This window comes from Thalassospira marina (assembly GCF_002844375.1).
GTDB classification, from domain to species: domain Bacteria; phylum Pseudomonadota; class Alphaproteobacteria; order Rhodospirillales; family Thalassospiraceae; genus Thalassospira; species Thalassospira marina.
This window is the reverse complement of sequence record NZ_CP024199.1, coordinates 1,411,148-1,438,105: the sequence shown is the minus strand read 5'-3', so window position 1 is coordinate 1,438,105 and position 26,958 is coordinate 1,411,148. Positions and strand designations below refer to the sequence as shown.

Genomic DNA, 26,958 nt, shown 5'->3' with positions numbered 1-26,958 from the left:
CAGATTGATTTTAGCCCGGCTTTGTGTAGGATGCGGATAATATTGAATGTCTCCAGTATTGGGCGCAACCCTGACCGGGCGTCGCACCAGCTGTGGAGAGATTGCCTGAACGAGAGGGAATATGAGCCTGTCCGCCGAAAATCTTTCAGGCCTGATGGCCGGTAAGCGAGGCCTGATCATGGGCGTCGCCAACGACAAATCCATTGCATGGGGCATTGCCCGTGCCGTTGCCGCCGCCGGTGGCGAGGTTGCATTTACCTATCAGGGTGATGCCCTTGGCAAACGCGTGCGCCCGCTGGCCGAAAGCATCGGCAGCGATATCGTGCTGCCCTGCGATGTCAGTGACCCGGCAAGCATCGATGCGGCTTTTGACGCGTTGAAGGAAAAATGGGAAACCATTGACTTCATCGTCCATGCGATTGGCTATTCCGACAAAAACGAACTTCGTGGCCGCTATCTTGATACGTCCCCCGAAAACTTCGCCATGTCGATGAACATTTCGGTCTATTCGTTCACCGCTGTTGCCCAGCGCGCCGAAAAGATGATGCCCAATGGCGGTTCCATGCTGACCCTGTCCTATTACGGGGCGGAAAAGGTCATGCCGCATTACAACGTCATGGGCGTTGCCAAGGCAGCCCTTGAAGCCAGCGTCAAATACATGGCCAACGACCTTGGCCCGGATAATATCCGTGTTAACGCGATTTCGGCTGGCCCGATCAAGACGCTTGCCGCATCGGGCATTGGCGATTTCCGCTATATCCTGAAATGGAACGAATATAACTCGCCGATGCGCCGCAACGTCACGATTGACGATGTTGGTCATTCCGGCCTGTATTTCCTGTCCGACCTGTCTTCGGGTGTGACGGGCGAAACCCACCATGTCGATTGCGGTTATCACACCGTTGGCATGAAACAGGTTGATGCCCCGGACATCACGGTCAGCAAGTCCTGACCCCGCCAAAATCCGATAAACCGGGTCGCCCGCGGGCGGCCCGTTTTGTCTGTTTAGAATATTAACCCTATCAAATCTGGAATTTTCTGATGGCTGGCAACAGTTTTGGGTCCCTGTTTCGTTTCACCACCTTCGGCGAAAGCCACGGCCCGGCCATTGGCTGCGTGGTGGATGGGGTTCCCCCGCGTCTTGATCTTTGTGAAGCCGACATTCAGAAATATCTGGAAAAACGCAAACCCGGCCAGTCGCGCTTTACCACCCAGCGCCGCGAACCTGACGAGGTTAAAATCCTTTCGGGTGTGTTTGAAGGCAAAACCACCGGCACCCCGATTGGTCTGCTGATTGAAAATGTCGATCAGCGTTCCAAGGATTACGGCGAGATTAAAAACCAGTTCCGCCCCGGCCATGCCGATTACACCTATTGGGAAAAATACGGCATTCGCGATTATCGCGGTGGCGGGCGTTCATCCGCCCGTGAAACCGCCATGCGGGTGGCTGCCGGTGCCGTTGCCCGCAAAATTCTGGGCGATGACATCAAAATTCGCGGTGCGCTGGTTAAAATGGGCACCAAGGAAATCAATCGCGCCAACTGGAACTGGGACGAGGTTGATAACAACCCCTTCTTCACCCCCGATCCCGAAGCCGTACCGGTTTTTGAAGAATATCTTGATGGCTTGCGCAAGGATGGATCGTCCGTTGGTGCCGTGATCGAGGTGGTTTGCTCTGGCGTGCCGGTTGGCCTGGGGGACCCGATTTACGACAAATTGGATGCCGACCTTGCCAAGGCCATGATGACGATTAACGCCGTCAAGGGCGTTGAAATTGGCAATGGCTTTGAAGCTGCCGAACTGACCGGCATTGAAAACGCCGATGAAATGCGCATGGGCGAAGACGGCAAACCGGTTTTCCTGTCCAACCATGCGGGTGGCATTCTCGGCGGTATTTCATCGGGCGAGGACGTGATCATTCGCTTTGCGGTCAAACCGACCAGCTCCATCCTCACCCCGCGCCAAAGTGTTGATACGGCTGGCAAGGATGTTGATGTGGTCACCAAGGGCCGCCATGACCCCTGCGTTGGCATTCGTGCCGTTCCGGTGGGCGAAGCCATGGCAGCCATCGTGCTTGCTGACCACCTGCTTCGCCACCGTGCGCAGTGCGAAGGTTGGAACAAAGCCTGAAATAACGCCATAGCACCGCCCTCGCGGGCCGGGGCTTGGCAGGCCTGAAAATTGCAAACGGCAGATCATTCCCAGTCTGCCGTTTTTGTTTGCGCGCTTGTCATCCGGGTAACGTTGGGAACCAGCAGTCACCCAAGGCTGGTCAGCCTGAGCGTTAAAGCCCTTTGCCCCCTAACGCCGCGAGCGGGAGGACCAAAATGCATGGCACCATGCCCTTTCCCCGTCCCAATCGCAGCCCCCAAAATCCAATAACAGGCCATCCGCCAGAAAATCAACCGGTGCTGGATTTGCGCAATTGCAATCTGATTGCTGCCCCCTTAAAACCCCGAAACCGGGCGATAAACTCGGGTGCGGGCGAGGGTCTACGCATGCAATTCAACCTGAAAAAATGGCGGATTTCTGCGACTTTTTACTTGACCATATCGAAGTGACTGTTTATGTTAACATTATTAACATAAAAAAGACCGAACCGAGCAAATGTCCAAATATCATCACGGCGATGTGCGCAATGTTTTGCTGCGCGAGGCCGAAACCATTTTGCGATCCGAAGGCCCCGGCGGCCTGTCGCTGCGCCGCCTTGCCCGCCTGACGGGTGTTTCCGAAGCAGCACCCTATCGGCATTTTGACGGTAAGGATGGCATTTTGGCGGCAGTGGCGATTGCGGCCTTAAAACGCTTTGGCGAGCGGCTGGAAGAAACCGCCCAGCGCAACCTGCCCCATGAAGAACGCATCATGGCGCTTAGTGCGGCCTATGTTGAATTTGCCATTGAAAACCCGCAGCATTTCCGCCTGATTTTTGGCCGCGAACGCCCACCGCTGGACCAGTATCCCGACCTGCGCGATGCCGCCGATGCCGTGTTTGATATTTTGCAACGATCGGTCACCAATCTGGACCAGCGCGGCAATATGACGTTGGCCGATGCGGCCAATGCCTATAACCGCGCCCTTGCCGCCTGGAGCCGCGCCCACGGCATTGCCACCCTGGCTATCGATGGCATGATTTCGCCACCAACCGACCAGCCCCTGCAGGATTTTGTTTTTGGCCTGCTGGCCGAAGACCTTGGCATTCCCGCCAATTTAAAATCAAAGGCCCAATAACCGGTTTTGGGCCGATCACGGCTTGCAATAGCAAGTGAAACGGGGCATCCCTGATCCTGTATTTGCAAACAGGGGGCCCCCACATGGATTTTGCCTTTATCAAATTTATCCATCTTCTGGGCGTGATCCTGTTTCTGGGGAACATCACGGTCAGTGCGGTATGGAAAAACCTGGCCGACAAAACCCGTAACCCTGCCATCATTGCCTTTTCGTGCCGCCTGATCAAAATCACCGACCTGATCTTTACCGCAGGCGGCGTTGCCCTGATCGCGATTGGTGGCATTGGCATGTATCACATTGCGCGCATTGACCTTGCCGCCCGCTTTAACCTGCAAAGCGGCATTTTCCTGTTCATTCTGGCTGCGGTGATCTGGCTTTTGGGGCTTATCCCGCTGCAACGGCGCATGGCAAAAATTGCGCGCAATGCATGCGACCATAACCAGACCGACCTGCCTGAAACCTATTACCGAGCCGCCCGGTTATGGAATTTCCTGGGGATGCTGGCGGTGATTTTCCCCTTTATCACCCTGTGGCTGATGCTTAATCCCTGATCAATGATCGGCAAAGCGCTTTAAGCAAATTTACGCCGCCTTTCGCCGCCGACGCACCGTGATATAGGCCACGGCCACCATCACAAAGGCCGCCCCGACGGCGTGCCAGGGGTTTAAAACCTCGCCCAGTACCAATGCCCCCAACAGGGCCGACATAAAGGGCTGCCATAGCAAAATGATGGACCCGGTCGCTTCATCAACCCGCTTGAAACAGACCGAAACCATGCCCTGCCCGCCAATATGGGTTAAAAACGCCAACCCGCACAGGGCCAGCCACCCGCCCATGACCGCGGGCATACCGACGCCACCATCAAAAACCAGCATATAAAGCCCAAGCACAATCGCGGTGACAATCGTGCTCCATAGCATGATCTGCAGGGCGGAATGATCCTGGCGCAGCTTGGCGATTACGACGAAATAGGCCCCGTAAAATCCAGCCGCCAAAATCGCCGTTGCGTCGCCCAGCATCGACCCGCTGCCATGTGAACTTGCCAGAAACAGGCAAAATGCACCCAGCATCGCAATCGGCAAACCCTGCCAGAACCGGCGACTGGGCCGCCGCGCCAACCCCAGCAGGCCAAAGCACCCCACAAAAAGCGGTGCCAGATTATTTAGCAAAATCGCATTGGCAACCGTTGTCATGCCGATTGCCAGGTGGGCAAACATCAGATCGGCGGCAAACAGCACACCAGCCAAAATCAGCAAACCCGTTTTGCGTGTCGTGGTCGTGCGGGCATCTGTGGCGGTTTTGGTATGTGCGGCATCATTCCGGGCTGTTTTGCGCCCGGCATAACCGGCCAGTGCCAGCCCCTGGCTGGCGACCAGAAATACCGGGGCGGCCAGCATCGCCCGCCAAAAGGCCGATGCCTCTGCCGATATGCCGGACAGACGCACAAATATCGGACCAAGCCCCATCAGGCTTGCCGCCAGCAACAAGCCCAGGACCGGCCAGATCATGCTTTTTGATGCGCTGACCGGGGCATGCGACGCTGATGATTTTGCCACAAATTCGCGGGAGTCTTCGCTGTGCGCAGTGCTACAATCGCCTGCTGTGCGCTGTGCGTTGATATTCTGGCATCCCGATGCCCCATTGAAACAGGCGGAATTCTGCATTGCCGTGGCCTTTGTGACAAAATCATTGTTTTGCGCAACAACAGCCGCCAGATTATGCCCGTTGACTGCCTGCACCGGCACATTGCCAGTGACGCGGTCAAAAGGGAAATTGCTTCGGCTTATAACGGAAATAACAGATACTTATGGCGCTGCTTAATGTTGATATTGACTGGCTTAGAACATTTCTGAAGGTGCTGGAAACCCAAAGTTTCACCCGCACTGCCGAAATTCTTCTGCGCACCCAGCCCGCCATCAGCCAGCAGATCAAACGCCTGGAAGAAACCGTTGGCACGCCCCTGATTTCCCGCCACCGCAACCAGATTATCCCTACAGCCACCGGCCTTGTGGTTAAATCCTATGCCGAAGGCATCATCGGGTTGAATGACCGCATGATCGCCGATCTGCTTGAAGCGGCACCGGCGATTTTGCGCATTGGCCTGCCTGATGATTATGCGGCAATCTTTTTGCCCGAAATTTTGCGATCCGCCGCCCAGCGCCTGCCCCATACCGAGATAAGCTGCCATGCCGGATACAGCGTTGATCTGGGTAAACGCGTTGCGCAGGGGGAATTGGACCTTGCCATCATGACGGCCGAACCCGACGGCGAAAGCCTGCATGTGATTTCCGAACCGCTGGTATGGGTTGCCTTGCCTGAATTTGAAATAAGCCAGCGCCCCTTGCCGATTGCCGTTTATCACGATGCCTGTTCCGTGCGGCGCAGCGGCCTTGCCGCCCTGCGCCAAAACGATATTCCCCATCGCATCAGCCACAGCAGCAATGCCAATTCCATGCTGGTCACCGCAGTACGCGGCGGCCATGCCATGGGTGTGATGCCCGCCTGTACCGCGCATCATGAAGGGCTGCATATCATCACCAGCCCCGACCTGCCGCCCCTGCCCCCAATCGACATCGCCCTTAAAATCCGCGATCAGGCCACACCTGCATTGCGCGAACTCGCACTAAGTGCGATTTCGGCACTTAACAGTGCAGGTTCAACACATCCAAACCAATCCATTTGAATAGATATTTTTCTCAATCAAAAGATTAATAATTATACAAACGTATTTTTACACAAAATTTCGTACTATACCACCAACCCTTGAGAAGTAAAATCACCCTCTTTATTTAAAAGGGAAAAACTGATTATACTTTCGAGGTAATCCAGAGAGAGAGATATTTACGCAAAATTTCTGAAAAGCGTAAAAAACTGGCCAGCGACCTCGCAGAAAAAAAATAAAATTTCCGTAACAAAATAACTCTGTGACCGGTTAACGCAAAGGCTTCTCAGGCTTCAGGCGGCCTACGACGTGCCCGCTTTTTAAAAACAATAAAAACAATCGACTAACATAACTGATTTCCCGAACGAATAGCGAATGCAGCCCAAATTTATTCCGTGACCATGCCTTATAGGGGGGAGCATGTTCAATTTTTCGCGTGGAAAAATAACACTGCTATTACTGGCATCTGTTGCAACGGATTGTTTTGGTTTAACCAATCCGGGGCTGGCTGCTGATCTGATTATTAATAACGATACTCACACCGTATCGGGCTCTGAGAGCTACGATTACCTTGAGGTCGGATCAGCACCCAATTCCGGATCAGCAATCCTGAATGTTGGCGCGGGCACAACTTTAAATAGCGGCACCAATTCCGGCCCGTCAGCCAAAGAAACATTTATCGGTACCGATACCGGAGCAACCGGAACCGTTAATGTGACCGGCACAAACGCGATCTGGAATGACAATTCCACAGCATTGCTGATCGGTTATAAAGGCACAGGAACATTAAACATTTCCGAGGGAGGCACCGTCTCCGCTGGCCAGGTTAAAACAGCAACTGATGCCGGTACGGGATCAATCTATATTTCTGATACCGGGTCGAAATTGATTTCACAATCGCATGTCAGTTTCAAAAAAGGCACGTTTGAGGTTAAGGACGGCGCCCAGTTTGAAACTGTCGCGGGTGGCGTTTACCTTAACAGTGCAACATTCATTGCATCGGGTGCCGGCACATCCATCAAAGTCGGTACGGCCAATCCCGGCACTCCGGCAAACTGGGAAAGTGCGGATGGCTTTTTTAATGTTGAATCCGGCACCGCGACAATTTCCGACGGCGCCACACTTGAATCGGACGCAGGCTATGTAAACGGTGATGGAACCGGCAGCACTGCCTCCATGACTGTTACCGGCGAGAATACAACCTGGAACGCACATCTGTCGCTTTATGTTGGCGGCAGCGGAAATGGCCCCAGCAATAATACCGGCAGCCTGACCATCTCGGACGGAGCGCAGGGTTCCGCTTCTGTGGTGGGTATCGGCAATGACCTTGGCTCAACCGGCAGTGTTTTACTGACTGGCACCAATACCAAGCTGTCATCGATACATGACAGTTTTTCGGGCAATGGCTATATCGGCGTTGATGGTACCGGGACATTGACGCTGCAGCAGGGTGCCAAATTCACCATGGATAACGTTTTGCGCATTGGCTATAGCGCAACCGGAAACGGAACCCTGATTATTGGCGCAGCTGCCGATGGTGCTGCCGTTGCGGCGGGCAGCTTTGAAACTGCCAATGGCATCGAATTTGGCGAGGGAACCGGCACAATTGTCCTGAACCACACCGAGACAGACTATGTCATTGATGACAATATTTCAGGGCAGGCTGGCAAAGGCACGATCCGCAGCATCGCCGGCAAAACAACGCTTTCAGGTACCAGCAGTAATTTCAGCGGCAATGTCTCGCTTGAGGGGGGAACTCTTACCCTTGGCACGAACAGCGCAATTGGCACATCAAAACTCAGCATTACCGGCGGCACGCTGGGCCTTGCGGATGGTGTTACAATCAGCAATGACATTGAATTGGCAAATGCTGCGATTACCGTCGAAGTGCTAACAGGAAATGCCACCCTTTCGGGTGCAATGACCAATAGCGCAGACCCGGTAGACCTGGAAAAAACAGGATCCGGGACCCTGACGCTAAATCAGGACCAGACATACAAATATATCCGGGTGGGGGCCGGTGGCCTGACACTGGATAACAACACCACATCTGCGACTGGCCTCTTTATTGGCGGCGACGCGCAAGATGGCCCCATCGTCACCATACAGAATGCATCAACGCTCACGCTTGATAGTCTGGTTGTTGGCACCTTCAACCCCATGCTTGCAACACAAGCCTCACATCACGGCACCCTGACCCTGACGGGACAGGGCACAACCATGACAACCACCAATTCCTCGCGTGTTGATAGCGGTGCCCTGAACGTTCTGGATGGCGCGCACTATAACTCAAACCAGATGCTGACCGTTGGCTTCCCTGGCAAAACCGATAAAGGCGTAGTTACTGTTTCCGGCACAGGAAGCCAGATTAAGGCCGATAACGGCATGGTTATTGGCGCACAGGGGGACGGTGAATTTATCGTCAAGGATGGTGCAACGACCGTCACCGACAAAGGCATCACCATCGGGCAGGATGCCAATATATCGGGTAAATTAAGTGTTTCAGGCAGTGGCTCGCTCGTTGATTTGATAGATGCAGCGCTGGTTGTCGGATCAAGCGGAAATGGCACACTTGATATCAGTGAAGGTGCCGTTGTTGAAGCTGGCCAGCGTGTCGAGGTTGGATCACGGGCAGGTTCAACAGGCAGGTTGAACGTAACGGGCACCGGCAGCACACTGAAACTTACTGCTGATGGCACAAATTACGATCAGAACTATTATCTCAGCATCGGAACATCCGGCACCGATGCGGTCGCAACCGTATCGCAGGGCGGCCTTATCACGGGTGCCCAGCAGATCATTGCAGGTTTTTCAACTGGCTCCATCGGCAGCCTTGTTGTCGATGGCACAGGGTCAAAGGTGGTGTCCGACGTTTACACCATGATCGGCTATCAGGGGAGCGGCACGGCAACATTATCCAATGGCGGCACAGTCGATGTAACGGATCGGACCCGTGGTATCTATATTGCCTATAGCGCAGGCTCCCAGGGAGTTTTGAATATTGGCGCGGCAGAAGGCAATGACCCGGCGACCGAAGCCGGTATCGTTGCGGCAAATAGTGTCAGTTTCGGGTCCGGGACCGGATCGATCATTTTCAAACACACCACGCAGGATTACAGCTTTGGCGCAAATATATCCGGAAGTGGTGCACTGAAAATCCTGGCTGGCACCACAAGCCTGACAGGCGACAACTCCAATTTCACCGGCTTGACCACGCTTTCTGGCGGGACGTTATCTGTTGGCGCGCAATCCGCGCTTGGTGCTGGCAGCCTTGTTTTTGATGGCGGCACGCTGGCAACAACCGGCAGCTTCACAGCATCGCAAAACATCACACTGAATACTGCAAAAACAGGAAAAATCAGCACAGCTGCTGATACCGCACTCACGCTCTCCGGGGTCATTTCCGGCACCGGCGCCCTCGCCAAAACCGGCAGCGGCGAAATGTTCCTTACGGGAACAAATACCTATAGTGGCAACACATCTGTTAATCAGGGCAGCCTTTGGATCAATGGGTCAAATGCCGCCTCGTCCGTTACGGTCAGCAGTGCTGCTACATTTGGTGGAACCGGCAGCATCGGTGCCCTGTCAATTTTGACCGGCGGCACGCACGCCCCCGGAAACAAAGGCATCGGCACCCAAACGGTGAATGGCAATTATAGCCTGGCCAATGGTTCAACCCTTCAGATTGAAGTCGATGACACCGGCAGCATGGACAAAATTGCAGTGCTAAATAACGGCACTGTCAGTCTTGATAATGCATCATTGTCGATTATTGGCTTGCAGGGAAATTTCGCCAAATCCGAGTTTTCCCAAATCATTATCGACAATCAGGGCGCATCTGCGATCACCGGCACCTTTGCCTCGATAACCGATGATCTGGCCTTTTATGATGCCAGTGTCGACTACACCAGCGGCACGGGTAACGACGTGATGCTGACCCTCAAACGCAATTCGACGGGCTATGTGGACGTTGCCAAAACACCCAACCAGAAATCCGTCGCCATTGTGTTGAACACCCTGAAAAACGCCGACGAACTGCTAAATAACCTTCTATCGCTATCAGAAACTGCTGTGCAGGAAGCCTATACCCAGCTTACGGGGAATATTTACCCGATAACCCGCCAGGCCAGTGTCAATTTGAACCAGCAAGTCAGCCAGCAGGTTGGCACCCGCCTGACCGCTTTGCGCACCTCGACAGGGGCTGGCGGGCAGGCTGGTCTGTCTTTCAGTGCGGCAGAAATGGCTGGGTTTGCCCAACCCCAAGGCATGATCGACATTACCCGACCTATCGGGGAATCCCTGGGTCTTTCAAATTCACGGATCAATACATCACCCGATAAATCCCCCAATGGCCTGTGGTCCCAAACAGTCGGCGGGAAAGGCATTATCGATGCGGACGGGGAATCCGTTAAAACAGGCTATGACTGGCTTGGTGTTATTGGCGGCTATGATAGAGCGCTGACCCCTGAATTCACCCTTGGCGCATTTTTCGGCTATATCAACGGAAACAGCGAACAAACAGCAATCCGTTCCCGGATCGATACCGATACCTTTACAGCTGGTCTTTATGGCGAATATCGCCTCGATGACTGGCGCGCCAGTGGCCAAGTGGCCTGGAGCCGTATTTCATCAAAAAGCCGACGTGACCTTAAAATCGGTGGTTTTGATCAATCAGCCCGTGCCGATTACACCGACCAAAGCCTTGCCCTGGATGCCGAACTGGCCCGGACCTTTGAAATCGACAAGAATATGTGGTTCGAACCCTATGTTTCTGCATCGGTTTTGCAGCAATATCTGGGCGAATTTACCGAAACCGGGGCACCCGGTGCCAATTTGGGGCGGGATGACGATACCGATCTTGTTGGCACATCGACCTTCGGTGTGCGGTTTTCAAGCGAATATGACCTTGCCAACAATAAAAAACTGCTTCCACAATTGGGTCTGGCCCTCAAACACCATATCGGCGCGACAGATAACAGCAGCACATTGCATTTCACGAGTGGCGGCAGCGACTTTATCGTAAATGGCACGCCCAAAGACCGCAACATGCTTGCGGCCAAAATTGGTACCGCGCTTAAATTTGGCGATTCGTTCCAGGCATTCGCCAGTTACAATCCATCATTTGGCAGCAAGCAAACCGAACACAGCTTTATCCTGGGTGGCCGCTATGAATGGTGATCTGAACACATCTGGCACCTGATCAAAACACTATGCATTTCCCGTCGCCTTAAACCCGCTTCCAAACTTGCGGATCGGGCCTGGCGACGGGAAACGTGCCACTTCGCGATGAAGCCACACCCGCCTTGCTCGAACTCGCGCCAAGTGCGATTTCGGCACTTGGCCGCGAAACGCAGGTTTCGTGATTTATTGGTGCCCATTGGGCAGAAAGACCTGAAAACTTCAAATTATTCAGCATCTTAATATCGATCCCGGTGCGATTTTCCATCGTGCAGCGGCATGCGTGCGGTCGTCGTCTTTCCACGATGTGAAAAGCAAATTTAAAACATTTGCTTCCGCGAAAGACCTTCAAATAGAATTTGATAAACAAGTTGGTTGCGTCAGGGTTGAAACATGAAATTCCCGACCAGCACCAGATTCAGGGAGGCGAAAAGCCAATCACCACGCGGAACGGCACCTTGCCGTGCAGACCGGAATGTTTTTGTGCGGCCATATTGTAAATGCCCTATCCGCTCGCAAGCCCGGTTTTTGGCGGTTTCACCACAGGCTGCTGCCCCTGTTTTCGTCCCCCTTTTTTGCCTTTGAATAAACGGAGCCTTCATGCTGACGATCAAACGCCTTTCCATTGATGATGCCAAAATTCTGATTGATGGCGCCCGGGCCAGAGCCACCGAAATTGGCATCCCCATGTGCATCGCCATTACCGATGAATCGGGCACATTAATTGCGTTTGAACGCATGGATGGCGGCAAAGTAACCAGCACGGTTGTTGCGCAGGACAAGGCCTTTACGGCCGCTGCCGCACGCAAGGCAACACACGAATATAACGCCGCCGCCCAGCCTGGCAGCCTTGCCTTTGGCATCCATACCGAGGTTGGCGGCAGGCTTTCGATTGTTGGGGGTGGCCTGCCCGTTATTGTTGATGGCGAAGTGGTTGGCGGTATTGGCCTGAGTTCGGGCACACCGCAACAGGATATGGACTGCGCCCAGGCGGGGATTGACCATTTTCTGGCATCGATCTGAAACAGCATTTTCAACACGCATAAAGCATGGCTGCCACAGGCGCCTGCACCGCCCAAAGAAATGGGAGACTGCCCACCAAAGAATGCGAAATGGCGCAAGCCGCGCCGTTTCACCCCGGACGCCGACCGAACAATAAAAACACGGCATGCGTCCATTACCTCGAAGGGAGGAAACTGATGAGTGACGTAACCAAAACCGGCATGGACCGCCGGAATTTTCTGCGTACCACCACACTGGCAGCGGCGGGGGCCGCTGTTAGCGCACCCTTTATTTCCACCAAGGCACTGGCGGCTGGCACCACCTGGAAGATCCAGTCGGTGTGGGATGCCGGGACTGTGGGTTACACCCTGTTTGAGGAATGGTGTAACAACATGGCCGAAAAAAGCAGCGGCGAGCTGACCTTCAAGCCCTTCCCGGCCAAGGCCGTTGCGGCGGATAACAATGCCCTGTTTGATTCAGTCCGTACCGGCGTTTTGCAGGCCATGAACCCCTTTACCCTGTATTGGTCGGGGAAAATTCCGGCATCGGTATTTTTGTCATCCTATCCGGCCGGGCCGGACCAGCCCGCGCAATGGGACACCATGTTCTATGGTCTTGGCATGCTGGAAAAAACCCGCGAGATCTATAAAAAATACGGCATGTTCTATGTCGGGCCGATCCACCATGACGCCAACATCATCCATTCCAAAAAGCCGGTAAACAGCCTTGCCGACCTGAAAGGCATGAAAATCCGCCTGCCCGGGGGCATGGTTGCCGAAGTATTTGAACAGTTTGGCGTTTCCACCGTCAGCCTGCCAGGGTCGGACATTTTCCCCGCCCTTGAAAAAGGCACCATTGATGCCGCCGATTATGTTGGCCCGGCTGTGAACTGGGATCTTGGTTTTGCCCAGGTCACCAACAACATCCTGTTTGGCCCCCCGGGCGTGATGTCAGTTTATCAGCCGGTTGACCTGATGGACCTTACCGTCAATATGCGCGCCTGGACGCAGCTTCCCGATCCGATGAAACAACTGGTCGAAGACCAGGTTCATGCCTATTCGCTGCATCACTATGTCACCATCCAGAAACGCAATGTCGAAGCCCTGGAAAAATTCAAACAGGCCGGGTCCAAGGTTTCGCGTCTCAGCGCCGAAGACATGCAGGAATTCCGCCGTGCGGCCATTCCTGTCTGGTATCGCTGGGCCAATAAAAACGACGATGCCAAGGCGATTTTCAAGCTGCAGCTTGATTACATGATGAATGACATTGTCGGCTATATCTCGCCCGACGACATCAAGGGCCAGTCGCTCTGATCTGGTGATACCGGGGGCATTGCGCCGGGTTCACCGGCCTGCCCTGCCCCCGGTTTCTTTTTGCGTGGGAGGAATAGAATGTCTGGCCTTGAAGAAGGTTTCGGCTTTGTCATGCCGCACTGGCTGTATTGGGGGTGGCTGGCCGTCATGCCCCTGATCATGATTGCGTGGGAAAACCACACATCAAAAAATGCAGCCCCAAAACCGGACCAGGAAGATCCGGCAGCGGAGCTACTGGCCGAAGAAGACCCGCTGATCCGTTACGGGATCAAGGGCAATATCGTTACCCGCATCATCGACTGTATCAGTGAAAAGTCCGGGTTGTTCATCGCATTCTGGACGATCAACACCGTGATTTTCTACTTCTTTGAAGTGGTGATGCGCTATCTGTTCAATATGCCTACCATCTGGGTGCATGAAGCATCCTTCCTGTTATTTGGCATGCAATATCTGCTGGCCGGGGCCTATGCCATGCTGCACGGCGCCCATGTGCGGGTCGATATTGTCTATAACCTGCTGCCTGATCGCGGGCGGGTTGGCATGGATGTGTTTACATCGATTTTCTTTTTCATTTTCGCCCTTGCACTGGCAGGCACGTCCTTCCGGTTCTTCACCGATTCCTATGACATGGGGGAAACCACGGTGGAAACCTGGGGCATTCAATACTGGCCGGTCAAAGGCATGATGCTGCTGGGTGCGGTTTTAATCCTGCTGGCCGGACTGTCCAAGCTGATCAAGGACATCATGCTGTTCATTGAAATGGGCAAGGAGGGCGCAAGATGACATCGCCAGCAACTTCATCCGTCCCCGCGCGCGGCCCCAAAAACACGGCTGTCGGCCGTTTTGGCACCTGGCTTCTGATCATCGCCTCGATCATTGCCGTCTTTGTGCTGGCCGTCGAGATCATCAATATCCTGTTTTATGACCCGTGGGGCGACGAGGTCTTTTTGTTCCGCTCTGCCGGTATCCTGGCCAATGTCGATATCAGCACACTGACCTGGATCATGTTTGGGTCGCTGGTCATCGTTTTGATGATGGGTTTGCCGCTGGCCTTTGTCACGGGCGGGCTGGGAGTGGTGTTTATTTATCTGGTGGGGGATTCCACCATGTTAAACATCATTCCCGGTCGTATCTTCCCGATGATGACCAATTCCGACCTCGCCGCCATTCCGCTTTTCATTTTCATGGCATCCATGCTGGAACGTGCCGGCCTGATCGAGGAAATGTTCAATGTCGTTTACAAATGGCTGGGCGGTCTAAGCGGTGGTCTTGCGGCGGCAACCATTCTGGCATCGACCATTCTGGCGGCCATGGTGGGCGTTATTGGCGCAGCCGTTGTGACCATGGGCATCATCGCGCTTCCCGCCATGCTGAAACGCAAATATGACCCGGAAATTGCCATTGGCTCGATCATGGCAGGCGGGACGCTGGGCATTCTTATTCCGCCCTCCATCCTTGCCATTCTTTATGCTGTTGTTGCGCAGCAATCCGTGGGCGAGCTTTATCTGGGTTCGGTCGTACCGGGGCTTTTGCTGTCGGGCATGTATATTGCCTATGTCGTTATCCGCAGCATCAAAAACCCCAAACTTGGCCCGCCCGTTCCCGTTTCCGAACGCATCAGTTTTGCGGAAAAACTGGGCCTGCTGCGTGATCTGATCGCGCCGTTAATTCTGGTATTTCTGGTGCTGGGCCTGCTTTTTGCCGGTGTTGCCACCCCGGTCGAAGCTGCGGGCATTGGCTCCTTTGGTGCCGTGATCGTGGCGATGATGCATAAACGCTTTTCGCTTACTGCCCTGCGCGAAGCCTCGATCGGTACGCTCAAGGCTTCCGCGATGGTGTTGTGGATCATGTTTGGCGCGTCAATCTTTGTGGGTTTTTACATCCTGCAGGGCGGCCAGACCTTCATTACCGAGGCGATCCTGGGCACCGGCATGTCATCATACGGCATTCTGTTTTTGCTGATGGTGCTGCTGGTTATTCTGGGCATGTTTCTTGACTGGGTCGGCATTCTGCTTCTGGCGGTGCCAATCTTTGTACCGATCGTCAAGGCACTGACATTTGATGGCCTGTTTGGCCTGCCTGCTGTTCCCGGTGATGATGTGGTTCTGTGGTTTGGCGTGCTTTATCTGGTCAATATGCAGATGTCGTTCCTAAGCCCGCCTTTCGGTTATGCCCTGTTTTACATCCGGGGTGTCTGCCCGCCGGAAATCTCGATGGCGACGATCTTCAAATCATCGCTGATTTTCCTGGCCCTGCAGGCGCTGGGCCTTGCCCTGTGCATCCTTTTGCCCGGTATCGTTACCTGGCTGCCCAATATGGTTTACGGGCATTAAACAACGACCACAAATTCACACCTAAAACAAAGACCCGCGACAAAATCGCGGGTCTTTTGATTTCCGGGCTATAACAGCGCGCAGCCTTAATCCGCGCTACCATCCTTGCGACCGCCAATCAGGAATTCAACATTTCCTTCCGGGCCTGTGATCGGGCTGGTGGCAAGGCCAAGAACGCGCCAGCCCGGCAGGTTTGCCAGCCAGTCGGAAATGGTATCGCAAACTTCCTGGTGCAGTTCGGGTTCGCGAACCACACCTTTTTTACCGACCCGTTCCTTGCCAACTTCAAATTGCGGTTTGATCAGCGCGACCAGATAGCCACCGGGTTTTACCCGTTCCATGCTGGCGGGCAACACCGTGCGCAGGCCAATAAAGCTGGCATCGCACGCCACAATATCGATGGGATCAGGGATCATTTCCTGGGTGACGTGGCGGGCATTGGTTTTTTCCATTACCACGACACGGTCATCATTACGCAGTTTCCAGTCAAGCTGGCCCTGCCCCACATCGATGGCGTAAACCTTTGTCGCACCATTATGCAGCAGCACATCGGTAAAGCCGCCGGTCGAAGACCCGACATCAATGCCGGTAAAACCGGTGACATCGATATCAAATTCAACCAGCCCTTTTTCCAGCTTCAGCCCGCCGCGCGAAACCCACGGGTGCGGTTGCCCGCGCAGGGTGAGTGATATGTCATCGCGTACCTGCATGCCGGGTTTATCCAGGCGCTGCTCGCGGGTAAACACATCCCCGGCCATGATATGGGCCTGGGCTTTTGCAAGGCTTTCGACCATGCCGCGGTCGACAAGCATCTGATCCAAACGTTTTTTTGCCATGCCAGTTTGTAACGCACCTGCCGGTAAAAATCACGCCCGGTTTTTGGCAAAGGTTAAAGCCGCGCGATGGCGGCTTTTTGATCCTGCAACGACCGGGGCACAGGCAAACACGCCGTTAAAACATGCCAGCACACCAAACGAGCGGGTCAGCTTGCAAGTGGTTCGAGAAACACACGCGGCACCATTGCCAGCAGGTCATTCAGGGCTTCGCCCTGCACGGCAAGGTGGGCGCGCATCAGGTCGGCTGCCAGATCGGCCTTGCCACTGGCAATCGCATCGAGAATCTCGGCATGTTCGTTATTGGATTTTTCCACCCGGCCCGGGCGGTGCAACTGCAAACGCCGATAGGGCGAAAGCCGGTTGCGCACCGTTTTGGTCTGCTTTTCCAGATAGGAATTACGACAGCCGGCATAGATGGCTTCGTGGAAACGCACATTTGCCGCGTAATAGGCATCGGCATCCACCTGCCCGCGCAGGGCATCACATTCGGCGGAAAGTTCAAAAAGCCGGTCAATATCGGCCTTGGCCATACGCCGTGCGGCAAGGCGGGCACACATGGCTTCAAGTTCGGCCATGACTTCGAACATTTCGATCAGTTCGCCAACGGTAATGGAAGCCACAACCGTCCCCCGGCGCGGCAATGTTGCGACCAGCCCGCTTCGGGCCAGGGATTGCAATGCCTCGCGTACGGGTGTGCGCGATACATTGAACCGTTCGCTCAGGCCCCGTTCATCCAGACGGTCACCAGGCTGAAGCACACCGGTTACGATATCACGCTCCAGCGCCTGTACCAGATCTTCTGCCAGTTTGCCATTTCGCGCCATAAGGCACCCTCCATAAAAGCCCAAGCGTGGTATACCAGAACATATATTCCGGTGTCTTTCAAAGAAATTCGGCGCAAAAAATGCACTGATTTTCGCTGCATTGCGAAATGTGAAAGCGCACAAAACCGGGATTATAAGCGTTTCAGCCAGCCTTCCCCATGTGGCATTGCAAAAGGCCAATCTGGTATACAAAAACAGATAGACAGCATGCCAGAAATCTGTAACGCTTTCCCTCATGGCGAATAACGTCACAATAAAAAAGCGCACAACGCGTATATGCGATTTAACGAAACGCAGCTTCATCCGGGAGGATTTGATGAAGATTTTTAACTCGTCTTTGAAAGCATCCGTGGCCGCCCTCGCAATGGCAGCAACCGCCTTTGGCATGTCCAATATTGCATCGGCAACCACGCTGAAACTTTCCCACCAGTGGTCCACCAGCGACGTCCGTCACAAAGTTGCTGAAATCATCGCCAACGAAGTCAAAGCCGCCAATGTTGATCTGGAAATCCAGATTTTCCCGTCCGGCTCGCTGTTCAAAGCCAAAGAACAGTGGACCCCGATGGAACGTGGCCAGCTTGACATGATCGTCTATCCGCTGGCTTATGCCGGTGGCCGCCACCCTGAATTCAACCTGACCCTGATGCCGGCCCTGATCAAAAACCATGATCACGCCAACCGCATGAACAAATCCGAATTCATGGGTCGCCTTGAAAAGATCCTCAATGACAGCGGTGTTGTCACGGTTGCCCATGGCTGGCTGGCCGGTGGTTTTGCCTCGACCAAGGGCTGCATTCGCACCCCGGACGACGTAAAGGGCCTTCAGATCCGCGCGGCTGGCAAATCCTTCGAGCAGATGCTTCAGGGTGCCGGTGCATCCATCGCGGCAATGCCCAGCTCGGAAATCTATCCGGCGATGCAGACCGGCGTTCTTGATGCCACCAATACCAGCTCGTCCAGCTTCGTTTCCTATCGCATCTATGAACAGGTTAAATGCTACACCCCGGCAGGAGCCAATGCCCTGTGGTTCATGTATCAGCCGGTTCTGATGTCGAAGAAAAGCTATGACGCCCTGAACGACGCACAGAAAGCAGCCCTTGCTGCTGCTGCCGAAAAAGCCGAAGCATTCTATGATGCGGAAGGCCGCAAGGAAGACGAAACCAGCGTTAAGGTTTTCAAGGATAACGGCGTTGAGATTGCCGATCTGACCGACGAAGACTTCCAGAAATGGCAGGATCTGGCAAAGAAAACCTCTTATGCCGAATTCGTCAAGGAAACCCCGGGTGGTCAGGAACTGCTTGATCTCGCCCTGTCGGTAAAATGATGTTGTCCCGGCGCCGCATCCTTTGCGGCGCCGGTTTTCCGACAAGAAATATTGCATAAGGAGGCCACGCGTGAGCAACGCCGCCCCCCATTCCCCGTCGCTTCCGATTGACATGCCCGAACCCTACGGGAGTACCCGGATTGTGCAGACCAAATCTTCGAATTCCGCGTTTCCGCCGCCCCCTGATATCGAACCGCTGCCAGATGAAACATCGGCGCGAAGCAGTCAGGCAACCCCGCCCAAAGGCGGCGCGATTGGCGCCTTCATTCACGGCGTGCATATGCTTTCAAAGGTATGCGGTGCCGCGTCGGCTGCCATGTTTACCATTGCCATGCTGATCATTTGCCAGCTTGTTTACATGCGTTACGTGTTGAACGCTTCCACCGTCTGGCAAACCGAAGCTGTTATTTTCCTGATGATCGGCGCAACCTTGGTTGGCCTGCCCTATGTCCAGATGATCCGCGGGCACGTCAATGTCGATCTGCTGCCGATGTATCTGAAACGCAGCAACCGCAAAATCCTTGCTGTCATCATTCTTCTGTTCGGTCTGGCTATCAGCGGCCTGTTTGGCTTTTACGGCATCGAACTGGTGATTGAATCCTACAATGGTGGCTGGCGTTCCGAAACGGTCTGGGGTGTCGCACTCTGGAAACCCTATAGCGCGCTGCCGATTGGTTTTTGCCTGCTGTTCCTGCAATTCCTGGCCGATTTCCTGGGGCTGGTCACCAACCGGACCCTGCCCTTTGACATCCCCGAAGACGCTGCATAAGGAGAGCACCTGATGGATCCCCTGCTTCTTGCTGCCCTTGTCGGCATCTCGACCACCCTTGTTCTTTTTTCCGGCATCCCTGTGGGTATTGGCCTTCTGGTCATCAGTGTCGGCTTTATCATGATTTTCGATGGCGCAAGCTCGCTGCCGCTTCTGCCCGAAATCCTGTTTGGCAAACTCGACAGTTTTGAAGTTCTTGCCATTCCGATGTTTATTCTGATGGGCGCGGTTGTGGCCTCGTCGCGGGCTGGCGGTGACCTTTATTCCGCGCTGGACCGCTGGCTTACCCGCGTTCCTGGCGGGCTGGTCATTTCCAACCTTGGTGCCTGTGCCATTTTTTCGGCGCTGTCGGGTTCGTCACCGGCAACCTGTGCGGCGATTGGCAAAATGGGCATTCCGGCCATGCGCGAACGAGGCTTTCCCGATACTGTTGCATCAGGTTCCATTGCTGCGGGTGGCACCCTTGGCATTCTGATTCCGCCCAGCGTCACCATGATCATTTATGGCATTTCCACCGAAACATCGATTGGCCGCCTGTTTCTGGCTGGTCTGATGCCGGGCCTGATGGTGACTGCACTTTTCATGGCATGGTCGATCTATTCTACCTGGCGTCAGGGCCATGCGGGCACCGCGCTGGCATCGGTTTCCTATAGCTGGAAAGAAAAGTTTGAAATCCTGCCGCGTATCCTGCCCTTCCTGGTCATTATTGCCGCTGTGCTTTTTGCCCTGTATGGCGGGGTGGCAACACCTTCGGAAACAGCCGGTGTTGGCGCGCTGTTCTGCCTTTTGACGGCGGTTGTTGTTTACCGCATGTGGCAGCCCTCCAAACTGTGGCACATCCTGCGTGATACCACCCGTGAATCGGTCATGATCCTGCTGATCATTGGTGCGGCTGGCCTGTTTAGCTACATGCTTTCAAGCCTGTTCATCACGCAGTCCATCGCCCACTGGATTTCGGATCTGGATGTCAATCGCTGGGTATTGATGATTTTCATCAATGTGTTCCTGCTGATCAGCGGCTTTTTCCTGCCGCCGGTTGCCGTGATCCTGATGTCGGCACCGATCCTGCTGCCTGTTATCATCAATGCCGGTTTTGACCCCTACTGGTTTGCCGTGATCCTGACGATCAATATGGAAATCGGCCTGATCACCCCGCCGGTTGGCCTGAACCTTTATGTCATTAACGGCATCGCCCCGGATATCCGCCTGCAGACCATTCTTAAAGGCGCAATGCCCTATGTGGCCTGCATGTTTGTTGCCATCATCATCCTGTGTGTATTCCCTGAAATTGCCACCTGGTTGCCCAACGCCATGATCGGAGGAGGCCGCTAATGTCTGGAATTTCTGTTCGCAACTGGATTTCATCCATCGCCGACCGGGGGCGCGAGCTGCTTGACCTGCCGCTAAGCGCCCCGCAGGACCCGTTCATGCGACTGGCGACGCTGTGCCATGATCTGGTGTCGCAAAAGGGCGAAGCCCGTGGCACCGCCCTTGCCCGCGAAGTGGTGCGTGGCTGGGAAAACCTAGCGGAAAGTGACCATCTGCGTTTTTTCAATATGATGCAGAACGAATTTTCCGCCGACCGGGCCGCTGTTATTGCCGCATCGGATGCCTATAAGGCCGATCCCAATGAAAGCAACCTTGCGGCCTTGACCCAGGCATCGGAACCAGCCCGCCAGGAATTGCTGCGCCGGATCAATATGGCACCGGGTGGCACGCGCGCCATTGTTGATATGCGCAATTCGCTTTTGAATGCGCTGAAGGAAAACCGCCATCTTGAACCGCTAAATGCGGATATGCAGCACCTGCTGACAAGCTGGTTTAACCGTGGTTTTCTGGAACTGCGCCATATTGACTGGGAAACATCGGCATCGGTTCTTGAAAAACTGATCCGTTATGAAGCGGTACATGAAATTCAGGGCTGGGATGATTTGCGCCGCCGCCTCGCCGATGACCGCAAATGTTTCGCCTTTTTCCATCCGGCCATGCCCGATGACCCGCTGATTTTTGTGGAAGTCGCCCTGGTTCATGGCCTGGCCGATAGTGTGCAGGCCCTGCTGGCACCGGAAATTGACGAAACCGCCCAGACCAAAGCCAACACCGCCATTTTCTATTCGATCAGCAACTGCCAGACCGGCCTTCGCGGCATTTCATTTGGCAACTTCCTGATCAAACAGGTGGTCGAGGAACTTAAACGCGAATTTCCCAAACTTGAACAGTTTGCCACCCTGTCGCCCATTCCCGGTTTTATGGGCTGGTTGCGCACGCGGCAAAAATCCAAGGCCGATGATGCAAAACAGGCCGCCGATATCCTGACTGCAATGGAAGACGATAACTGGGTTAACGATACCGCGCGTGCCGAAGCCCTTAAAAAGCCGACCATGCAGCTTTGCGCCCGTTATCTTGCCCATGCCAAACGCGGCAAATCGCCGCTGGACCCCACCGCGCGATTCCATCTTGGCAATGGGGCGCGGCTCGAACGGCTTAACTGGATGGGTGATATTTCGACCAAGGGCCTGCGCCAGTCTGGCGGGCTGATGGTGAACTACGCCTATCATCTCGATGATATTGAACGAAACCACGAATCGCTGGTCAATGACGGTAAAATCGCCGTGTCGCGTGCCGTTTCGCAGCTTGCCGGTAATCAAGGATAGCCTTCCATGTCAGAAAATCTGCTTTTAGAATTTATCAAACGGTTCCCGGCCGATCGTTCGCGCCCGTTCCTGGTTGAATATGATGGCTCAGAAGTCAGCTTTGCCAGCCTGCTGGACCGCACCGGCCGCTATGCCACCGTTCTTGCCGCCAAAGGCGTGATCAAGGGAGACCGCGTTGCCGTTCAGGTCGATAAATCATCCGATGTGATCGCGCTTTATCTGGCCTGCCTGCAACTGGGTGCCATCCATCTGCCGCTGAATACCGCCTATACCGGCGATGAAATTGCCTATTTCCTGGGTGATGCGGCACCGCGTGTTTTTGTTTGCCGCCCGGACCGCCTTGAAACATCCCGGGACCTGGCCAGCAAAAACGATGTTGCCGCCGTTCTGACCCTTGGCACCAATGGCGATGGCACCTTAAATGACGAGGCCGCCACCGCCGCCGCCAGCACCGATATTGCCGATGTCACCCGCGATGATATTGCAGCCATCCTTTATACATCGGGTACAACGGGCCGTTCAAAGGGGGCTATGCTTAGCCATGGCAACCTGACATCGAATGCCCTGACGCTGCATCAGGCGTGGGGTTTCCGCCCCGATGACGTGTTGCTGCATGCCCTGCCGCTGTTTCACACCCACGGGCTGTTTGTTGCGGTCAATATCATGCTGCTTAATGGCGGCAAGATCATCCTGCTATCCAAATTCGATGCTGATGACGTGATCGAACGTCTACCGAAATCAACCGTTCTGATGGGGGTTCCCACCTTCTATACCCGTCTTCTGGCGCATTCGGGTTTCGGGCGCGATGTTACATCAAACATGCGGCTGTTTGTTTCTGGCTCGGCACCGCTTCTGGCGGAAACGCACGACCAGTTCTTTGAACGGACCGGCCATAAGATCCTTGAACGTTATGGCATGACCGAAACCTGCATGAACACGTCCAACCCGCTGGATGGCGAACGCCGCCCCGGTGCCGTTGGCCCGACCCTGCCTGGCATTGAAGCCCGGGTGTGCGACAAGGATGGCAATATCCTGCCACATGGCGAAATTGGCGTTCTGGAAGTTCGCGGCCCCAATGTGTTCAAGGGTTACTGGCAGATGCCGGAAAAAACCGCATCCGAATTCCGCGCCGATGGGTTCTTTATTACCGGCGACCTCGCAACGCTGGGCGATGATGGATATGTCACCATCGTTGGCCGCGACAAGGATTTGATCATTTCAGGTGGCTTTAACGTCTATCCCAAGGAAGTCGAAGAAATCATCGGTGATTATGACGAAGTTGGCGAAGTTGCCGTCTTTGGCCTGCCGCACCCCGATTTTGGCGAGGCGGTTGCCGCGGTTATCGTCCCGTCAAATGCCGCCGGGTTTGATGAACAGGAACTGATCAAACGTACCCAGGACAAGCTGGCGAAATTCAAGGTGCCCAAACGCATCTGGAAAATTGATGAACTGCCGCGCAACACGATGGGCAAGGTCCAAAAGGCCCAATTGCGCAATGAATATGCCGATACCTTCACAGGCGGCACAAAATGATCTCCCGGTGATTTGCCAGCAGCAGGCGCTTTTGACATGCAAAAGCCGCCCCGCTGCCGACCAATTGCTTCACCTTGCTGCGCCGGTCAACAATTGCTGTTGTCCGGCGTCTTTTTATCCTGTCGAATACTCCCATTACGGAAACATCCTATCTGTGGAGAACAAAACAATGTCTTCGCTTACAGCCCGTCAGGTCATGATCGATGAACATGGCCCGGCCAAAAACATGGCCGTCAAAACCATTCCCCTGGCCGAACCCGGCCCGAACGACGTCCGCGTTCGTCAAACTGCCATTGGTTTTAACTTTATCGATGTCTATCAGCGCAGCGGTGCCTATCGGCTTTCCCTGCCCAGCCCGATTGGGCATGAAGCCGCCGGCGTGATTGAAGCCGTTGGCAGCGACGTTACCGACCTTAAGGTTGGCATGCGGGTGGCCTATATGAATGCGGGCCTTGGGGCCTATACCGATATGCGCAATGTCAGTGCGGACAAGCTGGTGCCCCTGCCTGACAATGTGTCGGACGAACAGGCCGCCGCCACGATTTTCAAGGGCATGACAGCGCAATATCTGCTGAAACATACCTGCCCGGTTCAGCCCGGCGACATGGTAATTGTGCATGCCGCTGCCGGTGGTGTTGGCCAGATCCTTTCGGGCTGGGCCAAGGCATTGGGCGCATTTGTGGTTGGCACGGCCGGATCGGATGAAAAATGCGCCATTGCACGCGCCGCAGGCTGCGATATTGCCATTAATTACCACAGCGAAAACTGGGTTGAAAAACTGCTGGAGGCAACCGAGGGCCGCAAAGCCCGCGTGGTTTATGATTCGGTTGGCAAACACACCTTCCTGCATTCGCTGGACCTGACGCAACCGTTTGGCATGGTGGTGCTTTATGGTGCGGCATCCGGCCCGGCACCCGAAATTGCCCCGGAAATCCTTAATAAAAAGGGTTGCCTGTTTTTAACCCGTCCGTCGGTTTTCCCGCATAATGCCGACCCTGAACGTTTCCGCGCCAATGCCGCCGACCTGTTTGATGCAATTGGCCGTGGCTTTGTCAAAGTCCAGATCGGTGCGCGCTTCGCCCTGGAAGACGCCCCGGCCGCCCACGAACTGGCTGAAGGCCGGTCTTCCAGCGGGGCGATCCTGCTGGTTCCCTGACGCCTGTTAAAACCTGAACCATCACCAGCCCGATCCCCTTTACGCCAAAGGCAGCATAAAAACGGGATCGGGCTGGCTGTTATCTGCCAAAGGCATTAAGGTCGGCATTCTCTTCTGGCAGCAGGCAATTTCACATGAATAATTCGGCCCTTTGGTATCGGCAATTTGGCGAGCCGGTGGATGTTCTATCCCTTAAATCCGCACCACTGGCCCCGCTGGAACAGGGGTTGGTCCGGGTCGAAATGATGGCGGCACCCATTAACCCGTCTGACCTGATCCCGATTACCGGCGCCTATCGCCACCGTATTTCCCCACCGCTTGTTGCCGGGTATGAAGGGCTGGGCACGATTGCCGAAATCCCGACCGGCAGCACCTGCCCCTTTGGCCTGGGGCAACGTGTATTACCGCTTCGCGCCAATGGCACCTGGCAAAATTTTGTCGATGCGGACCCGGCCTGGATGGTGCCTGTCCCCGATGACATTGACGATGAAATTGCCCTGCGCGGCTATATCAACCCGCTTGCCGCCTGGCTGATGCTTGATCTTTGGCCGGTGAAGGACAAAAACGTCGTGATCACGGCAGCGGGATCATCCTGCGCCGGGTTGCTGATGCAGTGGGCACTGGCACAGGGTGCGGCATCGGTGTGCGGTATTTATCGCAGCCCGTCGCGCAAGGCCGGTATTACCGCCCTTGGTGCCGATGCCATTGATATGGCCAGCGAAGCCGCACTTACCAACGCTGCGGGCAAAGCCGATCTTGTATTTGATGCCGTTGGTGGTGATCTTGCCCGCCATTTACTGGCCCACATGCCCGCCGGAAGCATCCTGGTATCCTATGGCCTGTTATCGGGGCAGCTATTTGCCCTGCCGGAAAATGCCCAGGCCCGCATTCAGCGTTTTCATATCCGTGACCGGCTTGAAACCGTTTCGGCGCAAAAATGGCAGGACTGGTTCACAAACCTTTGGCCGCTGCTGCGTGACGCAACCCTGCCGCCCATCGCCGTTTTTGACCTGGCAGACTGGAAAGATGCCATTACCTATTTCAATCAGCCGGGGCGTTTGGAAAAACCGGTGCTGCAATTCTGAATTCATGGTGTGGCAGTATTTTCTTTGCCTGTTTTCGATCCTTCCTGCCCGCCCGACATTTGAAAGGACATCTTCATGACCGACACACATCACCCCCGCGTTGCCTTTGTAACCGGTGGCGCACAGGGCCTGGGGCTTGGCATCAGTCGCCATCTTCTTGATGCGGGCTGGAAGGTGATGATGTTCGATCTGGATGAAGAAGCCGGGCGCGAGGCGATGGACGCCCTTGATGAAGACTTGCGCGAAAAGTGCCTGTTTTTTGCCGGTGACGTTGCCAGTGAAAAGGATATCGCCATCGCCGTTCAGCGCACCATTGACCGCTTTGGTCGCATTGACGGGTTGGTTAACAATGCCGGTATCGCCAATCCCCATAACGGGTCATTTGAACATCTGGACTGGGATGACTGGCAGCGCGTGATCAATGTCAATCTGGGGGGGGTGTTTCTGGCGGCCAAACATGCGACCCAGCATTTGCGCAAAAGCCGCGGGGCGATTGTGAATATATCCTCGACCCGCGCCTTTCAGTCCGAAGCAGATAGCGAAGCCTATGCCGCGACCAAAGGCGGTATTGTTGCCCTGACCCATGCGATGGCTGTCAGCCTTGCAGGCGCGGTGCGCGTTAATGCCATTGCACCGGGCTGGATCGAGGTTGGCGATTGGAAAAAATCATCCCGGCGCACAACACCCGCCCATAGCGAACAGGATAAAAACCAGCACCCCGCCGGGCGTGTGGGTATCCCGGCGGACATTGCCAATGCGGTTGCCTTTTTGCTTGATGGGGAAAAGTCCGGCTTTATCACCGGCGAGACGCTGCGCATTGATGGCGGCATGACCCATAAAATGATCTATCAGGACTGACCCCCGCATATCTGCGACTCGTTCGCAATATTTCAAATTCGCAGTTTCAGCATCGGACTGGCGAAGGAATGCCTTTGCCAGCCTTTTGGCATAAGCACGGGAAAAATACCCGCATAAGGCGCAACATCCCCGAAAAATCCCAAATATTACACGCGCAGGTTTTGTTTTGCTGAAACGGCAAATTGCAAAACTGAACTTTTATA

22 protein-coding genes are annotated in these 26,958 nt (G+C 54.7%); 18 read left to right on the top strand and 4 right to left on the bottom strand.

Annotated elements, in window-relative coordinates:
* Nucleotides 1-121 precede the first annotated feature (121 nt).
* The 4 genes from fabI (at nucleotide 122) to CSC3H3_RS06460 (ending at nucleotide 3,779) form a co-directional block, all read left to right on the top strand.
* Nucleotides 122-952 (top strand): enoyl-ACP reductase FabI, encoded by an 831-nt coding sequence (fabI, locus tag CSC3H3_RS06475; RefSeq protein ID WP_101269546.1) that lies wholly within the window; start codon nucleotides 122-124, stop codon nucleotides 950-952.
* A gap of 89 nt (nucleotides 953-1,041) precedes the next feature.
* Nucleotides 1,042-2,130, top strand: coding sequence for a chorismate synthase (gene aroC / locus CSC3H3_RS06470; RefSeq protein WP_101269544.1), 1,089 nt, complete (start codon nucleotides 1,042-1,044; stop codon nucleotides 2,128-2,130).
* Between the two features lie 477 nt (nucleotides 2,131-2,607).
* Nucleotides 2,608-3,228, top strand: a complete 621-nt coding sequence (locus CSC3H3_RS06465; protein WP_101284331.1) for a TetR/AcrR family transcriptional regulator — start codon at nucleotides 2,608-2,610, stop codon at nucleotides 3,226-3,228.
* A gap of 83 nt (nucleotides 3,229-3,311) precedes the next feature.
* On the top strand, nucleotides 3,312-3,779 hold the full coding sequence (locus CSC3H3_RS06460; protein ID WP_101284330.1) for a DUF2269 family protein: 468 nt from the start codon (nucleotides 3,312-3,314) through the stop codon (nucleotides 3,777-3,779).
* Nucleotides 3,780-3,809: 30 nt separating this feature from the next.
* Here the strand turns inward: CSC3H3_RS06460 and CSC3H3_RS06455 are convergent, their stop codons facing one another.
* Nucleotides 3,810-4,967 carry a DMT family transporter gene (locus CSC3H3_RS06455; protein ID WP_101284329.1) on the bottom strand — a complete coding sequence of 386 codons (1,158 nt, stop codon included), beginning with the start codon at nucleotides 4,965-4,967 and terminating at the stop codon, nucleotides 3,810-3,812.
* Nucleotides 4,968-5,035: 68 nt separating this feature from the next.
* On the opposite strand from CSC3H3_RS06455, the gene CSC3H3_RS06450 reads away from it, so the two are divergent.
* The 6 genes from CSC3H3_RS06450 to CSC3H3_RS06425 all read left to right on the top strand — a co-directional run bounded on the left by CSC3H3_RS06450 (nucleotide 5,036) and on the right by CSC3H3_RS06425 (nucleotide 15,716).
* A complete protein-coding gene (locus CSC3H3_RS06450; RefSeq protein ID WP_101284328.1) occupies nucleotides 5,036-5,911 on the top strand; it encodes a LysR family transcriptional regulator in 876 nt (291 codons plus the stop codon).
* 399 nt (nucleotides 5,912-6,310) lie between these two features.
* Entirely contained in the window at nucleotides 6,311-11,068 is a 4,758-nt protein-coding gene (locus tag CSC3H3_RS06445; RefSeq protein ID WP_101284327.1) for an autotransporter domain-containing protein, read from the top strand.
* Nucleotides 11,069-11,668: 600 nt separating this feature from the next.
* Nucleotides 11,669-12,091, top strand: a complete 423-nt coding sequence (locus CSC3H3_RS06440) for a GlcG/HbpS family heme-binding protein (protein WP_101284326.1) — start codon at nucleotides 11,669-11,671, stop codon at nucleotides 12,089-12,091.
* A 176-nt stretch (nucleotides 12,092-12,267) separates the two neighbouring features.
* Nucleotides 12,268-13,383 (top strand): TRAP transporter substrate-binding protein DctP, encoded by a 1,116-nt coding sequence (dctP, locus tag CSC3H3_RS06435; protein ID WP_101269533.1) that lies wholly within the window; start codon nucleotides 12,268-12,270, stop codon nucleotides 13,381-13,383.
* A 78-nt stretch (nucleotides 13,384-13,461) separates the two neighbouring features.
* Nucleotides 13,462-14,166 (top strand): TRAP transporter small permease subunit, encoded by a 705-nt coding sequence (locus tag CSC3H3_RS06430; RefSeq protein WP_101284325.1) that lies wholly within the window; start codon nucleotides 13,462-13,464, stop codon nucleotides 14,164-14,166.
* Nucleotides 14,163-15,716: a TRAP transporter large permease gene (locus CSC3H3_RS06425; protein WP_101284324.1), complete on the top strand. Its 1,554-nt coding sequence runs from the start codon at nucleotides 14,163-14,165 to the stop codon at nucleotides 15,714-15,716. The genes CSC3H3_RS06430 and CSC3H3_RS06425 overlap by 4 nt, the downstream gene beginning before the upstream one ends.
* An 86-nt stretch (nucleotides 15,717-15,802) precedes the next feature.
* Here the strand turns inward: CSC3H3_RS06425 and CSC3H3_RS06420 are convergent, their stop codons facing one another.
* Together CSC3H3_RS06420 and CSC3H3_RS06415 are read right to left on the bottom strand one after the other, a co-directional pair.
* Complete coding sequence (locus CSC3H3_RS06420; protein WP_101284323.1) at nucleotides 15,803-16,552, bottom strand: TlyA family RNA methyltransferase; 750 nt, start codon at nucleotides 16,550-16,552, stop codon at nucleotides 15,803-15,805.
* A gap of 146 nt (nucleotides 16,553-16,698) precedes the next feature.
* Nucleotides 16,699-17,376, bottom strand: coding sequence for a GntR family transcriptional regulator (locus CSC3H3_RS06415; protein WP_101269524.1), 678 nt, complete (start codon nucleotides 17,374-17,376; stop codon nucleotides 16,699-16,701).
* A gap of 316 nt (nucleotides 17,377-17,692) precedes the next feature.
* On the opposite strand from CSC3H3_RS06415, the gene dctP (CSC3H3_RS06410) reads away from it, so the two are divergent.
* The 5 genes from dctP (CSC3H3_RS06410) (at nucleotide 17,693) to CSC3H3_RS06390 (ending at nucleotide 23,656) form a co-directional block, all read left to right on the top strand.
* Complete coding sequence (gene dctP, locus CSC3H3_RS06410; RefSeq protein ID WP_101269522.1) at nucleotides 17,693-18,700, top strand: TRAP transporter substrate-binding protein DctP; 1,008 nt, start codon at nucleotides 17,693-17,695, stop codon at nucleotides 18,698-18,700.
* A 70-nt stretch (nucleotides 18,701-18,770) separates the two neighbouring features.
* Entirely contained in the window at nucleotides 18,771-19,469 is a 699-nt protein-coding gene (locus CSC3H3_RS06405; protein ID WP_101284322.1) for a TRAP transporter small permease, read from the top strand.
* Between the two features lie 12 nt (nucleotides 19,470-19,481).
* Nucleotides 19,482-20,801, top strand: a complete 1,320-nt coding sequence (locus CSC3H3_RS06400) for a TRAP transporter large permease (protein ID WP_101269518.1) — start codon at nucleotides 19,482-19,484, stop codon at nucleotides 20,799-20,801.
* Complete coding sequence (locus CSC3H3_RS06395) at nucleotides 20,801-22,123, top strand: malonyl-CoA decarboxylase (protein WP_101269516.1); 1,323 nt, start codon at nucleotides 20,801-20,803, stop codon at nucleotides 22,121-22,123. The genes CSC3H3_RS06400 and CSC3H3_RS06395 overlap by 1 nt, the downstream gene beginning before the upstream one ends.
* 6 nt (nucleotides 22,124-22,129) lie before the next feature.
* Nucleotides 22,130-23,656 (top strand): malonate--CoA ligase, encoded by a 1,527-nt coding sequence (locus CSC3H3_RS06390; protein ID WP_101284321.1) that lies wholly within the window; start codon nucleotides 22,130-22,132, stop codon nucleotides 23,654-23,656.
* On the opposite strand, the gene CSC3H3_RS24385 is transcribed toward CSC3H3_RS06390, so the two are convergent.
* On the bottom strand, nucleotides 23,637-23,792 hold the full coding sequence (locus CSC3H3_RS24385; protein ID WP_157831851.1) for a hypothetical protein: 156 nt from the start codon (nucleotides 23,790-23,792) through the stop codon (nucleotides 23,637-23,639). The two genes, CSC3H3_RS06390 and CSC3H3_RS24385, sit on opposite strands and share 20 nt — an antisense overlap.
* A 33-nt stretch (nucleotides 23,793-23,825) precedes the next feature.
* Between CSC3H3_RS24385 and CSC3H3_RS06385 the strand changes: the two genes are divergently transcribed.
* The 3 genes from CSC3H3_RS06385 (at nucleotide 23,826) to CSC3H3_RS06375 (ending at nucleotide 26,755) form a co-directional block, all read left to right on the top strand.
* A complete protein-coding gene (locus CSC3H3_RS06385) occupies nucleotides 23,826-24,812 on the top strand; it encodes a quinone oxidoreductase family protein (RefSeq protein ID WP_245881306.1) in 987 nt (328 codons plus the stop codon).
* Between the two features lie 134 nt (nucleotides 24,813-24,946).
* On the top strand, nucleotides 24,947-25,897 hold the full coding sequence (locus CSC3H3_RS06380; protein ID WP_101284320.1) for a zinc-dependent alcohol dehydrogenase family protein: 951 nt from the start codon (nucleotides 24,947-24,949) through the stop codon (nucleotides 25,895-25,897).
* A 75-nt stretch (nucleotides 25,898-25,972) separates the two neighbouring features.
* A complete protein-coding gene (locus CSC3H3_RS06375) occupies nucleotides 25,973-26,755 on the top strand; it encodes a glucose 1-dehydrogenase (RefSeq protein WP_101284319.1) in 783 nt (260 codons plus the stop codon).
* The last annotated feature ends 203 nt before the right edge of the window (nucleotides 26,756-26,958 follow it).

Coding starts and splice junctions, on each gene's coding strand:
- CSC3H3_RS24385 (WP_157831851.1), bottom strand. CDS start 23,792: ATGGGAGTATTCGACAGGATAAAAAGACGCCGGACAACAGCAATTGTT.
- CSC3H3_RS06425 (WP_101284324.1), top strand. CDS start 14,163: ATGACATCGCCAGCAACTTCATCCGTCCCCGCGCGCGGCCCCAAAAAC.
- dctP (WP_101269522.1), top strand. CDS start 17,693: ATGAAGATTTTTAACTCGTCTTTGAAAGCATCCGTGGCCGCCCTCGCA.
- CSC3H3_RS06445 (WP_101284327.1), top strand. CDS start 6,311: ATGTTCAATTTTTCGCGTGGAAAAATAACACTGCTATTACTGGCATCT.
- CSC3H3_RS06420 (WP_101284323.1), bottom strand. CDS start 16,552: ATGGCAAAAAAACGTTTGGATCAGATGCTTGTCGACCGCGGCATGGTC.
- CSC3H3_RS06375 (WP_101284319.1), top strand. CDS start 25,973: ATGACCGACACACATCACCCCCGCGTTGCCTTTGTAACCGGTGGCGCA.
- CSC3H3_RS06390 (WP_101284321.1), top strand. CDS start 22,130: ATGTCAGAAAATCTGCTTTTAGAATTTATCAAACGGTTCCCGGCCGAT.
- fabI (WP_101269546.1), top strand. CDS start 122: ATGAGCCTGTCCGCCGAAAATCTTTCAGGCCTGATGGCCGGTAAGCGA.
- dctP (WP_101269533.1), top strand. CDS start 12,268: ATGAGTGACGTAACCAAAACCGGCATGGACCGCCGGAATTTTCTGCGT.
- CSC3H3_RS06450 (WP_101284328.1), top strand. CDS start 5,036: ATGGCGCTGCTTAATGTTGATATTGACTGGCTTAGAACATTTCTGAAG.
- CSC3H3_RS06400 (WP_101269518.1), top strand. CDS start 19,482: ATGGATCCCCTGCTTCTTGCTGCCCTTGTCGGCATCTCGACCACCCTT.
- CSC3H3_RS06380 (WP_101284320.1), top strand. CDS start 24,947: ATGAATAATTCGGCCCTTTGGTATCGGCAATTTGGCGAGCCGGTGGAT.
- CSC3H3_RS06465 (WP_101284331.1), top strand. CDS start 2,608: ATGTCCAAATATCATCACGGCGATGTGCGCAATGTTTTGCTGCGCGAG.
- CSC3H3_RS06460 (WP_101284330.1), top strand. CDS start 3,312: ATGGATTTTGCCTTTATCAAATTTATCCATCTTCTGGGCGTGATCCTG.
- CSC3H3_RS06395 (WP_101269516.1), top strand. CDS start 20,801: ATGTCTGGAATTTCTGTTCGCAACTGGATTTCATCCATCGCCGACCGG.
- CSC3H3_RS06415 (WP_101269524.1), bottom strand. CDS start 17,376: ATGGCGCGAAATGGCAAACTGGCAGAAGATCTGGTACAGGCGCTGGAG.
- CSC3H3_RS06440 (WP_101284326.1), top strand. CDS start 11,669: ATGCTGACGATCAAACGCCTTTCCATTGATGATGCCAAAATTCTGATT.
- aroC (WP_101269544.1), top strand. CDS start 1,042: ATGGCTGGCAACAGTTTTGGGTCCCTGTTTCGTTTCACCACCTTCGGC.
- CSC3H3_RS06430 (WP_101284325.1), top strand. CDS start 13,462: ATGTCTGGCCTTGAAGAAGGTTTCGGCTTTGTCATGCCGCACTGGCTG.
- CSC3H3_RS06385 (WP_245881306.1), top strand. CDS start 23,826: ATGTCTTCGCTTACAGCCCGTCAGGTCATGATCGATGAACATGGCCCG.